This is a genomic window from Arthrobacter sp. BI5 (assembly GCF_056680065.1).
The window spans coordinates 1,712,825-1,726,142 of sequence record NZ_CM155264.1; the positions used below are offsets into that span (position 1 = coordinate 1,712,825).

Genomic DNA, 13,318 nt, shown 5'->3' on the forward strand with positions numbered 1-13,318 from the left:
CGGTCGCCCCGGCAGTTCTACTAAGTGGCTCTGCTGGACGTGATTGCGCCTGATGTGAAACACGGACTTGACAGGGTCATAGTGGTGTTGCCCGTATGGTGATTCCACAGACCGCCGCTAGAAAGGTTTTCTGTGACCCCGTCTTCCGCGAAGAAGGAACCCGCCGACCAGGCCGTATTGTCCCCCGAGGAGAAGAAGGCGGCGGCAAACGCCAAGCGTGCCGCCACGCGTGCAGCCAACAAGGCTGCAAAAGACGCCGCTTCGGGTGATGACACCGCCTCGGCAGTCGCCAAGCCTGAGCCCAAGAAGCGCGGGCCCAAGCCCGGCGCCAAAGCCGCGGCCGAAGCCGCAAGCAAGTCCCGGGACGAAGATTCCGACGATGTCGAGGTCGAAGAGGACCTCGATGAGGTGACCCCCGACGCCGTCGAGCTCGGTGAAGACGGCGAAGAGGTAGCCGGCAAGGCGGCAGCAGCCACCACCGGCTCCGGCTTCGTCTACTCCGACGCCGACGACGATGACGCGCCCGTGCAGCAGGTCATGTCCGCCGGCGCCACCGCCGACCCGGTCAAGGACTACCTGAAGCAGATCGGCAAGGTCGCGCTGCTGAACGCCGAGCAGGAAGTTGACCTGGCCCTGCGGATCGAGGCCGGGCTGTTCGCCGAGGAGAAAATCGCGGCGGACGACGGCTCCATGGATCCCAAGCTCAAGCGCGAGCTCGAGTTCGTGATCCACGACGGCAAACGCGCCAAGAACCACCTGCTGGAGGCAAACCTCCGCCTCGTCGTCTCGCTGGCCAAGCGCTACACCGGCCGCGGCATGCTGTTCCTGGACCTCATCCAGGAAGGCAACCTGGGCCTGATCCGTGCGGTCGAGAAGTTCGACTACACCAAGGGCTTCAAGTTCTCCACCTACGCCACCTGGTGGATCCGCCAGGCCATCACCCGCGCCATGGCCGACCAGGCCCGCACCATCCGCATCCCGGTGCACATGGTGGAAGTCATCAACAAGCTGGCCCGCGTCCAGCGCCAGATGCTGCAGGACCTCGGCCGCGAACCCACCCCGGAAGAGCTGGCCCTCGAGCTGGACATGACTCCGGAAAAGGTCGTCGAGGTCCAGAAGTACGGCCGCGAACCGATCTCGCTGCACACCCCGCTCGGCGAGGACGGCGACTCCGAGTTCGGCGACCTGATCGAGGACTCCGAAGCGGTGGTTCCGGCTGACGCGGTGAGCTTCACGCTGCTCCAGGAACAGCTCCACTCGGTCCTGGACACGCTCTCCGAGCGCGAGGCCGGAGTCGTGGCGATGCGCTTCGGCCTGACCGACGGACAGCCGAAGACTTTAGACGAAATCGGAAAGGTCTACGGCGTGACCCGCGAACGCATCCGCCAGATCGAATCGAAGACGATGTCCAAACTGCGCCACCCGTCCCGCTCCCAGGTCCTGCGCGACTACCTGGACTAAGCTCCCCGGACCGGGCGCCGGTTCAGCCAACGCGGGGTCACGTCCCGCCCATGATCTTCGGATCCACGGGCGCGACGTGGCCCCGCGTTGTTTGTCTTAAGCGGCGGCTTGAACGTCGTGATTGCCCGTCGGGGATGTTAAAGCAGTAGGGCCCCTCCGTAACGGAGGGGCCCTACGGGCGGATCCCTGGGGATCCCTGAGTACGTCTAGTCGACCGGAACCGGTGCCTTCTCGTGGAGGCGGCCCGTCTCGTCGTGCCAGTCGGAACTGAGCGGGCGAAGGTTCGGCTCTACGGCGCGTGCGTGGTGAGCGCAGAACAGAAGCTCACCGCCGGAGGCTCCGAGAACAACCCGGACGTATGCCTGAGCTCCGCAACGGTCGCACCGGTCAACGGTGGTGAGTGTGCGGTCCGCAACTGCTGTTGTCATGTTCGGCCTCCTTGGTAGATCGATACATCTATATAACCAGCATTCGCGGCCGTTCCATGGCAAGGATGGGACACTTTCGCTGTCCGCGTATCACGGCTCAGTAACGGCGGACAGCTCCTCTCCGTAGTGTTGTCCCTCCAGGGGAGTGGCAACCCGGCTTACGGCGGCGGGCCGACTAACCTAGGAAGAGCGTCTGCACGTTCCATCCCTGAAGGAGTTTCCGACCCGTGGCACCAAGTTCTGATTACACCGCCCGGCATCTCTCCGTGCTGGAAGGCCTCGAGGCCGTCCGCAAGCGCCCGGGCATGTACATCGGATCCACCGACTCCCGCGGTCTGATGCACTGCCTCTGGGAGATCATCGACAACTCCGTGGACGAGGCCCTCGCCGGATTCGGCCACGACATCAAGATCATCCTGCACGCGGATAATTCGGTCGAGATCCACGACGACGGCCGCGGCATCCCGATCGACGTCGAACCCAAGACCGGGCTGACCGGCGTCGAGGTGGTGTTCACCAAGCTGCACGCCGGCGGCAAGTTCGGCGGCGGCTCCTACACGGCCTCGGGCGGCCTGCACGGCGTCGGCGCCTCCGTGGTGAACGCCCTGTCCTCCCGGCTGGACGTGGAGGTGGACCGCGGCGGCAAGACGTACAAGATGTCCTTCCGCCGCGGCGAACCCGGCCGCTTCAAGGACCCCGGCACCAAACCCGACCCGGCCGCCGTGTTCGAGCCCTTTGTCGACGGCTCCGTGCTCGACGTCGTCGGCAAGGCCAAGCGCGGCGTCACCGGCACCCGGATCCGCTACTGGGCCGACCGGCAGATCTTCACCCCGGACGCGAAGTTCTCGTATGACGAGCTCGCCGCCCGCGCCCGGCAGACGTCCTTCCTGGTCCCCGGGCTGAAACTCACCGTTCGGGACGAACGCCGGGTTGCCGGCACCCCGGGGGAGCTGGGCCCGCACGAAGAGGTCTTCCACCACGACGGCGGCATCTCCGAGTTCGTCGAGTTCCTCGCCGCCGATCCGGCCGTCACCGACGTCTGGCGGCTGCACGGCGCAGGCAAGTTCAAGGAGACGGTCCCGGTCCTGGACGAGCGCGGCCACAGCCAGCTGGCCGAAGTGGAGCGCGACTGCGAGGTGGACGTCGCCCTGCGCTGGGGCATCGGCTACGACAGCACCGTGCGCAGCTTCGTCAACATCATCTCCACCCCCAAGGGCGGGACGCACCAGTCCGGCTTCGAACAGGCCCTGGTCAAGACGTTCCGCAAGGCCGTGGAAACCAACGCCCGCAAGCTCAAGGCCGGCAACGACAAGATCGAAAAGGACGACATCTTCGCCGGGCTCACGGCTGTGCTGACGGTCCGCCTCGCCGAGCCGCAGTTCGAGGGCCAGACCAAGGAAATCCTGGGCACCTCCGCCGTCCGCGCCATCGTGGCGAAAGTGGTCGAGCGGGAGATCAACGCCAAGCTCACCTCTGCCAACCGGAACGACAAGGCCCAGTCGGCGCTGCTGCTGGAAAAGGTCGTCAGTGAGATGAAGTCGCGCATCTCGGCGCGCGTCCACAAGGAGACCCAGCGGCGCAAGAACGCCCTGGAGACTTCCTCGATGCCCACCAAGCTGGCGGATTGCCGCACAGACGACGTCGCGCGTTCCGAACTGTTCATCGTGGAAGGCGACTCCGCCCTCGGTACCGCCAAGCTGGCCCGTTCCTCGGACTTCCAGGCGCTGCTGCCGATCCGCGGCAAGATCCTGAACGTCCAGAAGGCTTCGGTGGGGGACATGCTCTCCAACGCCGAATGCGCTGCCCTGATCCAGGTCGTCGGCGCCGGCTCAGGCCGCAGCTTCGACATCAGCGCCGCCCGCTACGGCAAGGTGATCCTGATGACCGACGCCGACGTCGACGGCGCCCACATCCGGACCCTGCTGCTGACGCTGTTCTTCCGCTACATGCGCCCGATGATCGACGAGGGCCGCGTCTTTGCCGCCGTCCCGCCGCTGCACCGAGTGGAGGTCATCAACGCGGGGCAGAAGGCCAACGAGATGATCTATACATACTCGGAGGCGGAGCTGCACGTGCTGCTGGACCGCCTCGCCAAGGAAGGCAAGCGGTACAAGGAGCCGATCCAGCGCTACAAGGGCCTGGGTGAAATGGATGCGGAGCAGCTCGCGGAGACCACGATGGACCCGAGGCACCGCACCCTGCGTAAGGTCGGGATCGAAAATGCGAAGCAGGCCGAGGAGACCTTCGACCTGCTGATGGGCTCCGACGTCGCCCCGCGCAAGGACTTCATCATCGCCGGGGCCGCAAGCCTGGACCGGGAGCGCATCGACGCCTGACCGGGCCCGGTTTCCGGAACTGGGCGCCGGGACTGAGTGCCGGGCTCGCCGAGCCTAGCGGGTAAGCCGGCTCAGCCGGTTCGAGCGGCTCAGCCGAGCAATCCGGGCACGATCAGCAGCGCCGTGGGCACCGCCAGCAGCAGCAGGCAGGCACCCAGGACCGCGTAGCGCAGGGCCTCCGGCAGCGGCGGCTGGGGTGAGAGCAGCCGGCTGACCCGGGACACTGTGGTGACGGCCGAACCGGCGCCGCCGGTGGCTCCGGGCTGGCCGGCGTCGGCCTCACCGCCCGGCTCGCCGAAGGCCATCCGGGCGCGCGGGGCCCCGGCGGACCCGCTGGCGACGATCGCGATGGCCTTGATCAAGGTGGCCTTGCTCTCGGTCTTGAGGGCGACGTCGTCGGCCAGCATTTCGATCAGCGAATTCACCGCTTCCTGCGCCAGCCGGGTGGTGGGCAGCCAGGGCAGGGCCTGCCGCCAGGCCGCGAACGCCCAGAGCAGCAGGTGGTGGCGCTGGCTCAGGTGGGCGTTTTCGTGGATGAGCACCGCGCGCAGCTCGTCCGGCTCCAGCGCCGCCATCAGTCCGTCCGAGAGCACAGTGACTGAGCGGGCGCCACCGGGCAGGCAGTAGGCCACGGGCGAGTCATGGCTGATCACCATGGTCCGGGGGCCGTCGGCCGAGGGGGAGGCGAGCAGGGCGAGCAGCTCTCGGTGCCGCCGCCGCTGGCGCTGGATCTTGTAGTAGGTGAGCAACAGGGTGAAGACCAGGTGGGCGCTCAGCAGCGCCGCGGCCGAGAGCGCGAAGATATGCCAGAAGCCCAGCGCCGTAGTGGGCTCATTGCGGAAAACCATCCCGGCCAGGGACCGCAGGCCCGCCAGGAGGTTGTCCCCGACCGGCTCCAGGCCGTAGACCAGCATGGCCCCGATCATGGACAGGCCGCCGGCAAGGGCGATCGCCTGCCAGAGCAGCATCGCCGTAAAGGGGGAGCGGGCCGGCCATTGGGCGCGCGAAAGAAGGATAGGCACCGGCCAGGCCAGTGCTATCGCCAGGACCGCCAGAAAATATGAGGTCCAGAACACCGGTGTTAGCTGTGGCCCAGCAGTTTGCGCAGCGTCTCCGCCTCGGTGGCGGAGACGGAGCCAATGAAGCGGGCCAGCACGGCCTCGCGGTCGGGCGCGGAGCCGAGCACCTCGTGCATCAGTTCCGCGGTGTGGTCCGCGCGGCTGGAGACGGCCTGGTAGCGGTGCGGACGGGTGCCGCGTTCACGCTCCACGAGGCCCTTGCGCTCAAGCCGGGACAGGACGGTCAGCACCGTGGTGACGGCCAGGTCCTTGCCCTCGTGGCCGGCCGTGCCGCCCGCCGCACGGGTGCTTTGCGCGAGCAGGTCCCGCAGGGTGTTCGCGGTCGCAGCCTCCTGGCCTGCCCAGAGCAGGTCCATCACTGCCCGTTCCAGTTCGCCGAGACTTGCCATTCCGTACGTCCTTCTTGAGTGCCGCCCTGGGGAGTTGGTTCCGCCCCGGATGGTGTGCCGATACTTCAGCTTTAAATTTACCGTGTTTTACGCGCAGTTTCTACATGAGGTAGAACAGGGCCGCCGCGGCGTGTCGGCCGCAGCGGGCGTGCGGGGCGTGCGGTCGGCGCGGCGGCGGACCTGCGGGGCGTGCGGTCGGCGCGGCGGCGGGCGGCCGCTCCATTGCGGGGTGCGGCGTGCCGTGCCACGCTGGGTGCGGGAGGGTGCGGACGTGTTCTACACTCTGTAGAAGTACTATTTCTACGCATCGTAGAAAACTCTCGGGAACCTAGCCAAAGGGACTGCCTTGGACGCCTTGGAAATCGCACGCTGGCAATTCGGTATCACCACCGTCTACCACTTCATGATGGTGCCGCTCACCATCGGCCTCGGCCTGGTGGTGGCGGTGATCCAGACGCTCTGGTACCGCACCGGCAAGCCGGAGTATCTCCGGATGACCAAGTTCTGGGGCAAGCTCTTCCTGATCAACTTCATCATGGGCGTCGCCACCGGCATTGTGCAGGAGTTCCAGTTCGGCATGGCCTGGAGCGAGTACAGCCGGTTCGTCGGCGACGTCTTCGGTGCCCCCCTCGCCATGGAGGCACTGCTGGCCTTCTTCGTGGAGTCCACCTTCCTGGGCCTCTGGATCTTCGGCTGGAAGCAGCTCAAGCGCGGAGTGCACCTGGCCTGCCTCTGGATTGCCGTGATCGGCTCGGTCTTCTCCGCCTACTTCATCATCGTGGCCAACAGCTGGATGCAGCACCCGGTGGGCGTCGAGATGATTGACGGGCGGCCGGTGATGACCGACGCCTGGGCCGTCTTCACCAACAACACCGCCCTCGTGGCCGTGCCGCACACTCTCTTTGGCGCCCTCGCCGTCGCCGGCTCCTTCCTCCTCGGCATCGCCTGGTACCACCTGTGGCGCCGCCGCCACGACGGCATCGACACCGTGGGGGCGGACGGCAAGGTTGTTCCCGGCGAGTCCCGGATTCCCGGCCGCGACCGTGCCGACCACGCCGTCTGGATCCGCTCGCTGCGGATCGGCGCCGTCGTCGCAATGATCTCCTTCGCCGGCACCGCCATCACGGGCGACCTGCAGGGCAAACTCATGTTCGTACAGCAGCCCATGAAGATGGCCGCCGCCGAGGCCGCCTGCCACGACGGCACCGGCTTCTCCATCCTGAGCGTGGGCAACGTCGGCTCCAAGAACTGTGACGACGTCGTTGCCGTGATCGAGGTTCCCGGCATTCTGTCCTTCCTGGCCAAGGGCGACTTCACCACTGAGGTCAAGGGCGTCAACAGCCTGCTGGATCAGTACAAGGCCGATTACGGCACGCACCTGCCGGACAACCCGATCTACGGGGACCGTGCCGGCCAGGAAATCCAGTACGTCCCGGTCATGGAAGTCACCTACTGGGGTTTCCGGATGATGATCGGCTTCGGCGGTCTGGCGGCCCTCGCCGCCCTCGTGGCACTCTGGATCACCCGCAAGGGCACCGTCCCGGCCTCCCGCGGCCTGATGCGGCTCGCCGTCTTCGGGATCCTGGCCCCCTTCGGCGCGAACGCCGCCGGCTGGATCTTCACCGAAATGGGCCGACAGCCTTTCGTGGTGGCCCCCAATCCGGATCCCAGCGGCATCGACCAGGTCTTTATGTTCACCGCCGCCGCGGTATCCCCGGGGGTCTCCGCCGGGGAGCTGCTGACCTCGCTGGTGGTGCTGACCGCCGTGTACGCGGTGCTGCTGGTGGTCGAGGTGAAGCTGCTGGTGAAGTACATCCGCGGCGGCGTCGTGTCCGCGATGCCCGAGCTGGCCCACGCCCCGGCGGACGAAAACGAGGACCAGACCCCGCCCGGCGGTACCGGCGGCAAGCCCGAAGCCGACGACGTCCTGGCCTTCGCCTACTAACGGCCCCGAAAACAAGCTGCAGAGGATATTCAGCATGGAACTGCTACCCACCATCTGGTTCATTGCCATCGCGGTGCTGTGGACGGGCTACCTCTTCCTGGAGGGCTTCGATCTCGGCGTCGGCATGCTCATGAAGGGCTTCGCCAGGAACAACACCGAACGCCGGGTCCTGCTCAACACGATCGGCCCGGTCTGGGACGGCAATGAGGTGTGGCTGCTCACCGCGGGCGGCGCCACCTTCGCGGCGTTCCCGCTCTGGTACGCCTCCCTGTTCTCCGCCCTCTACCTGCCGCTGCTGCTGGTCCTGGTGGCGCTGATCTTCCGCGCGGTGGCGTTCGAATACCGGGGCAAGGTGGACACCCCGCAATGGCGTGCGCGCTGGGACTGGGCCATCGCGCTGGGCTCCCTCGTCGCCGCGTTCGGCGTCGGCGCGGCCCTGGCACTGACCACCACCGGGCTTCCGCTGAACGCCAACGGTGACCGCGAAGGCGGCCCGTTCGCCTGGTTCAGCGCCTACGCCGTGCTCGGCGGCCTCGCCGTCGTCGGCTTCTCGCTGCTGCACGCGCTGGCGTTCCTGGCCCTGAAGACCGACGGCGAGGTCCGGCACCGCGCGCGGCAGTGGTTCGTCCGGCTGCTGCCGGCGCTGCTCCTGCCGATCGCCGGCTGGGCGATTGTGCTGCAGCTGCAGAGCGGGAAGGCGTGGACCTGGGCCGCCGTCGTCGCCGCCGTGGTGGCCGCCGCCCTGGCCTGGAACTTTGCCCGCGGCGGCGCGGAAGGCAGGGCCTTCCTGTCACTGGGCGTCTTCCTGCTGCTGGGCAGCGCCTCGATCTTCGGCGCCGCGTTCCCCGTGGTGCTGCCCTCGACCCTTAACCCGGACTTCAGCCTGACCGTCACCAACGCCTCATCCTCGGACTACACCTTGGGCCTGATGACGGTCGTGGCCTGCATCGGGCTCCCGCTCGTCCTCGCCTACCAGGCCTGGACCTACTGGGTGTTCCGGCGCCGGGTCAGCGCCGCCCACATCCCCGAGGCGCACAGCTTCCTGCCCGCGATTGCCGCCAAGGCCCTGGCCCCGAAGGATTAACCGGCCATGAGACCGCAGTTCCCGACTGGACCGGCCACCCGCTCGGCGCTCTACCTGCTGGGGCTGCTGGCTGCCCTCAAGGCGCTGTCCCTCGTGCTGATGGGGCAGGCTGTCGCCGCCATGCTGGCCGGGCTGATGGGGCACAACCCCGCCTGGGCCGAGCAGCTCGGCTGGGGCCTGTCCGGGGTGGTGCTGCGCTCGCTCACCGTGTGGGCGCAGGCCGTGGCATCCCGCCGCGCCGCGCTGGGGGTCAAGGAGGAGCTGCGCTCACGGCTGCTTGATCGGGCACTGCACACCGGCACCCGCACGGCCGGGCCGGCCGACGGCGGACTCGCGGTCCTGGCGACGCGGGGACTGGACGCCCTGGACAACTACTACACCCAGTTCCTGCCCGCACTGGTGAACTGCGCCGCCATCCCGTTGCTGCTGGGGGCCAGGATCCTCTTCGCGGACTGGATCAGCGCCGTGGTGATCGTCCTGACCGTCCCGCTGGTGCCGCTGTTCATGGTCCTGATCGGCCGCTACACCGAGGACCGGGTCCGGGAAGCCCAGTCGGCGCTGTCCCGGCTCTCCGGGCACATGCTGGAACTCGCCAAGGGCCTGCCCGTGCTGGTGGGCCTGGGCCGCGCCGCCGCCCAGCGCAAAGCCCTCGAGGACATCTCGGAGGAATACCGGGCCAAGACCATGGGGACCCTGCGCACCGCCTTCCTTTCCGCCCTGGCCCTGGAGCTCATCGCCACGATCTCGGTCGCCGTGGTCGCCGTCTTCATCGGCGTCCGGCTGGTGCACGGAGACATGGCCCTCGAGGCGGGACTCCTGGCCCTGATCCTTGCGCCTGACTGCTACCTTCCGCTGCGCGAACTCGGCACCGCCCACCACGCCAGCGACGAAGGCCGTGCCGCGCTCGCGGACACCACGGACGTCCTTGACGCCGCCCAGGCCGTGCCGCTCGCCCCCGCCGGCCGGTCCGCCGCTAGTCCGCCGGCCGTCACGGTCCACGGCCTGGCCGTGCGCTACGCCGGCCGCGCGGAGCCCGCCGTCGGCCCGCTGAGCTTCACCGCCGCCCCCGGGCAGGTCACTGCCCTGGACGGCCCCAGCGGGGCCGGCAAGAGCACCGTGCTGGGCGTGCTGGCCGGCACCATCGGCGCCGGCGCCGGCACGGAGCTTACCGGGCGGCTGGCGGGGTTCACCAGGACTGACCTCGCCTGGGTGCCGCAGCACCCCGTGCTGGTCGAACCCACGGTGCTCGGGGAAGTCCTGCTGTACCTGGGCACCTCCCCGGACCGGTCCCCGGCGCAGGCCAGCACCAAAGACACTGCCGAGGCCCGGCGGTGCCTCGCCGCCTGCGCCGCCGAACACCTCGCCGGGAAACACCCTGCCGAGCTCAGCCCGGGGGAGCTGCGCCGGGTGGCCGTCGCCCGCGGGCTGGCCCGGATCGCCGCCGGCGCCACGCTGCTGCTGCTGGACGAGCCCACCGCGCACCTGGACCGGATATCCGCGGACGCAGTCAGCCGCACCATCGCCGGCCTCCGGGGCAAGGTCACCGTGCTGCTGGTTGCCCACGACCGGCAGACCCGCGAACTCGCGGACCGGCTGGTGACCGTCGGCAGACGCACCGACGCCACCGTCGCCGCGGCCGTGCCGGCAAGCGTGTCCGGCGCCACCGTCGCCGCGGCCGTGCCGGAAAGCGTGTCCGGCGCCGCGCCGGCGTCGACTGCCAGCCACCGCACCGCGGACCGGGAAGCCCTCCAGCCGGCAGCAACCGGCGGGTCCAGGGCCGCCGCAGGGGCCGCCGCAGACTCCGCGGAAAGTGCTGCAGGCGCCGGTGCGGACAGGGCTGGCGTTGTCCGTTTCGGAGCGACGGCCGCCCTGTTGCGGCGGCTACTGGCGCCCGTCGCCGGGAAGTTTGCCGCGGCCGGCGCGGTCGGGGTCCTGGCCGCGCTGTTCGCCGTCGCCCTGTCCGGGCTGTCCGGCTGGCTCATCATCCGCGCCAGCGAGCAGCCGCCCATCCTGTACCTGCTCACCGCAATCGTGGGCGTGCGCTTCTTCGGTGTGGGCCGCGCCGCCCTGCGGTACACCGAACGGCTGCTTCTGCACGACGCCATTTTCACCGCGCTGACGCGGCTCCGCGGCCAGCTGTGGGAGTCGCTGAGCCAGCGGGCACTGTCGCTGCGGCGGCTCCTGCAGGGCGGCAACGTCCTGGGCGCCGTGGTGGACGACGTCGACACCGTCCGCGAGCTGCTGCCGCGCGTCGTGCTGCCGCCGCTGACCGCCGTGGCCGTGGGCGCGGCGGCCGTGGCCGGCATCGGGCTGCTGCTCCCGGCGGCGCTGCCGGCCGTGATCGCCGCCGCGATCGTCAGCCTCGCCGCCGCGCCCGCCCTGGCACTGTTCGCGGACCGGATGTCCGCCGGAACCGAGCAGCGGCTGCGCTCCGGTGTGCTGCGCCGGGTCGCGGCGGCCCTGGACGCCCGCGCCGAACTGCACGCCAACGGCGTAGGCTCCCCGGTCCTTGCCGGCATCCACGAGGCCGACCGGGCCGCGACAGCCGCGTCGCAGCGTTCGGCCCTGGCCGAGGGGCTCGGCCAGGCGCTCACCGTCCTGGCCTGCGGGTCCGCCGCCCTGGCCAGCGCGGTGCTGGCTGCCCCGCTTGCCCTCAGCGGCGCTGCCGAGCCGGCGACGGTCGCCGTCGTAGTGCTGCTGCAGCTGGCGCTCGTGGAGCCCTATTCGGCGATCACGACGGCGGTCCGCCAGTACCCGGCGCTGCGCTCCGTGCTGCGGCGGATCAACGCGTCCGGGGTCCTCACGCCGGCCGCGCTGGACGAAACCGGCGCGCCCGTGCCGGTGGCGGGGCGGCCCGGCGGACGGCCCGGCGTGGAAATGGACAACCTGGCAGCGGCGTGGCCGGGCGGCACGGAAGTCTTCACCGGGCTGACCGGCAGCGCCGAACCGGGCCGCTGGCTGGCCGTGACCGGAGCCTCCGGGTCCGGCAAGTCCACCCTGCTGGCCGTGATGCTCGGCTTCCTGCCGGTTGCGTCAGGCAAGCTGTTCCTGACCGGCCGTGCCGCCTGGTGCCCGCAGGAGGCGCACCTCTTCGACTCCACCATCCGCGGCAACCTGATGCTGGGCCTGCCAGAGCGGGAGCGTCCCACGGACGGAGCAACCGATCCGGCCGCGGCCGCCGGGCTTGACCGGCAACTGGCCGCTGCGTTGTCCGCCGTCGGCCTGGAACCGCTGCTGCAGCGGCTCGACCGGGGCCTGGACACGCCCATCGGGCCCGGCGGGGCGTTCCTCAGCGGCGGCGAGCGGCAGCGCCTGGCGGTGGCCCGCACGCTGCTGACCGGCGCCGACGTGATCCTGCTCGACGAACCCACGGCCCATCTGGACGCGGAAGCTGGCCGAAGCATGCTGGCCGAGTTGCGGCGCGGGCTGGCCGGCCGCACCGTGGTCCTGGTGACGCACAACCCGGAGGACATCAGCCCGGAGGATAACCGGCTGGACCTGGACGTGGCCGGTCTCCGGCCGGCCGCGCCGGTGCTGGCGCGGGGGTAGGGCCGCCACTAGCCTGTAAGCCATGAACGGACGCACCGACCCGCAGGCCGGCCTGGACCGCCGCCTGACGTGGCGGCCGGCCGGCGCCGCCGAGCTTGACGACTGGGCCGCCCTGATTGCCCGGACGGCCGCCGTCGAGCGGCCGGTCTGGTTCGAGCGGCGCGCGGACCTGGCCCAGATCCTGGACTCCCGGACGAACCCGGCGGCCACGAACAGCATCCTCGGCTTCGACGGCCGGGGGGTCGCACGGGCCTACGCCAGGCTCACGAAAAACGCGGACGGGGACAAGGCCGTCGGCTACGGCTGCGTGGACCCCGGGTGGCAGGGCAGCGGCGTCGGAACCGGGCTGCTGGCCTGGCTGGAAGCGCGAACCCGGCAGCGGTTCGCCGAAGACTCGAAAGGGGCTGCGGACTCCGGGGACCCGGCGGCCCGGGCGGCCGTGCCAAAACTGCGCCTCTACATGGAAGAGAAGCATGCCCATCAGGCGGCGCTCTTAGGCGGCTGCGGCTACCGGGTTGTCCGCTACTACAACGAAATGCACCGGCCGCTGGACCAGGCCATTCCCGAGGCTGTCCTGGACGGCGGCCTGGAACTGGTGGGTTTTGGGCCGGGGCTGCACGAGGCCGTGCGTCAGGCCCACAATGACGCCTTCCGGGACCACTGGGGCAGCGAACCCCGCGACGAAGAGGCTTGGGGTTTTGTGGTGAACGATCCGCAGGCGCGGCCTGACCTCAGCGCCGTCGTCGTGGAGAAGGCCAGCGGCCGGGTGGCCGGCTACCAGCTCGCCAGCCACGATGCCGAGGGCGCGGCGGACCGCGGCTTCAAGGAGGGCTACACCGACCTGCTCGGAGTGCGCCGCGAGTTCCGCGGACGGGGCGTCGCCCAGGCGCTGCTGGCCGACGCGATGCGCCGCTTTGCCGCGGCGGGAATGGACAAGGCCTCGCTCGATGTCGACTCGGAGAACCCCACGGGAGCCCTGGCGCTCTACACCAAGATGGGATACCGCACGGTCAACCGCAGCATGGCCTGGGACAAGGAACTCTAGAC

At 69.6% G+C, this 13,318-nt stretch carries 9 protein-coding genes; 6 read left to right on the forward strand and 3 right to left on the reverse strand.

From position 1 onward, the window contains the following. Positions 1-132: 132 nt before the first annotated feature. Positions 133-1,461: an RNA polymerase sigma factor gene (locus AC1MED_RS07745; RefSeq protein WP_346959024.1), complete on the forward strand. Its 1,329-nt coding sequence runs from the start codon at positions 133-135 to the stop codon at positions 1,459-1,461. A gap of 206 nt (positions 1,462-1,667) precedes the next feature. Here the strand turns inward: AC1MED_RS07745 and AC1MED_RS07750 are convergent, their stop codons facing one another. Then, on the reverse strand, positions 1,668-1,889 hold the full coding sequence (locus tag AC1MED_RS07750) for a DUF7455 domain-containing protein (protein WP_175321658.1): 222 nt from the start codon (positions 1,887-1,889) through the stop codon (positions 1,668-1,670). 227 nt (positions 1,890-2,116) lie between these two features. Between AC1MED_RS07750 and AC1MED_RS07755 the strand changes: the two genes are divergently transcribed. Beyond that, complete coding sequence (locus tag AC1MED_RS07755; RefSeq protein ID WP_479786276.1) at positions 2,117-4,225, forward strand: DNA gyrase/topoisomerase IV subunit B; 2,109 nt, start codon at positions 2,117-2,119, stop codon at positions 4,223-4,225. An 89-nt stretch (positions 4,226-4,314) separates the two neighbouring features. Here the strand turns inward: AC1MED_RS07755 and AC1MED_RS07760 are convergent, their stop codons facing one another. Together AC1MED_RS07760 and AC1MED_RS07765 are read right to left on the reverse strand one after the other, a co-directional pair. After that, on the reverse strand, positions 4,315-5,301 hold the full coding sequence (locus AC1MED_RS07760; RefSeq protein ID WP_479786277.1) for a M56 family metallopeptidase: 987 nt from the start codon (positions 5,299-5,301) through the stop codon (positions 4,315-4,317). Between the two features lie 5 nt (positions 5,302-5,306). Next, positions 5,307-5,693 carry a BlaI/MecI/CopY family transcriptional regulator gene (locus AC1MED_RS07765; RefSeq protein ID WP_346959021.1) on the reverse strand — a complete coding sequence of 129 codons (387 nt, stop codon included), beginning with the start codon at positions 5,691-5,693 and terminating at the stop codon, positions 5,307-5,309. 346 nt (positions 5,694-6,039) lie between these two features. On the opposite strand from AC1MED_RS07765, the gene AC1MED_RS07770 reads away from it, so the two are divergent. The 4 genes from AC1MED_RS07770 to AC1MED_RS07785 are packed head-to-tail and all read left to right on the forward strand — an operon-like array spanning position 6,040 to position 13,316. Continuing rightward, positions 6,040-7,638: a cytochrome ubiquinol oxidase subunit I gene (locus tag AC1MED_RS07770; RefSeq protein WP_479786278.1), complete on the forward strand. Its 1,599-nt coding sequence runs from the start codon at positions 6,040-6,042 to the stop codon at positions 7,636-7,638. Positions 7,639-7,672: 34 nt separating this feature from the next. Further along, a complete protein-coding gene (gene cydB / locus AC1MED_RS07775) occupies positions 7,673-8,722 on the forward strand; it encodes a cytochrome d ubiquinol oxidase subunit II (RefSeq protein ID WP_479786279.1) in 1,050 nt (349 codons plus the stop codon). Positions 8,723-8,728: 6 nt separating this feature from the next. Beyond that, positions 8,729-12,271 carry a thiol reductant ABC exporter subunit CydD gene (gene cydD / locus AC1MED_RS07780; protein ID WP_479786280.1) on the forward strand — a complete coding sequence of 1,181 codons (3,543 nt, stop codon included), beginning with the start codon at positions 8,729-8,731 and terminating at the stop codon, positions 12,269-12,271. Positions 12,272-12,293: 22 nt separating this feature from the next. After that, positions 12,294-13,316: a GNAT family N-acetyltransferase gene (locus AC1MED_RS07785; RefSeq protein WP_479786281.1), complete on the forward strand. Its 1,023-nt coding sequence runs from the start codon at positions 12,294-12,296 to the stop codon at positions 13,314-13,316. Positions 13,317-13,318: the final 2 nt, after the last annotated feature.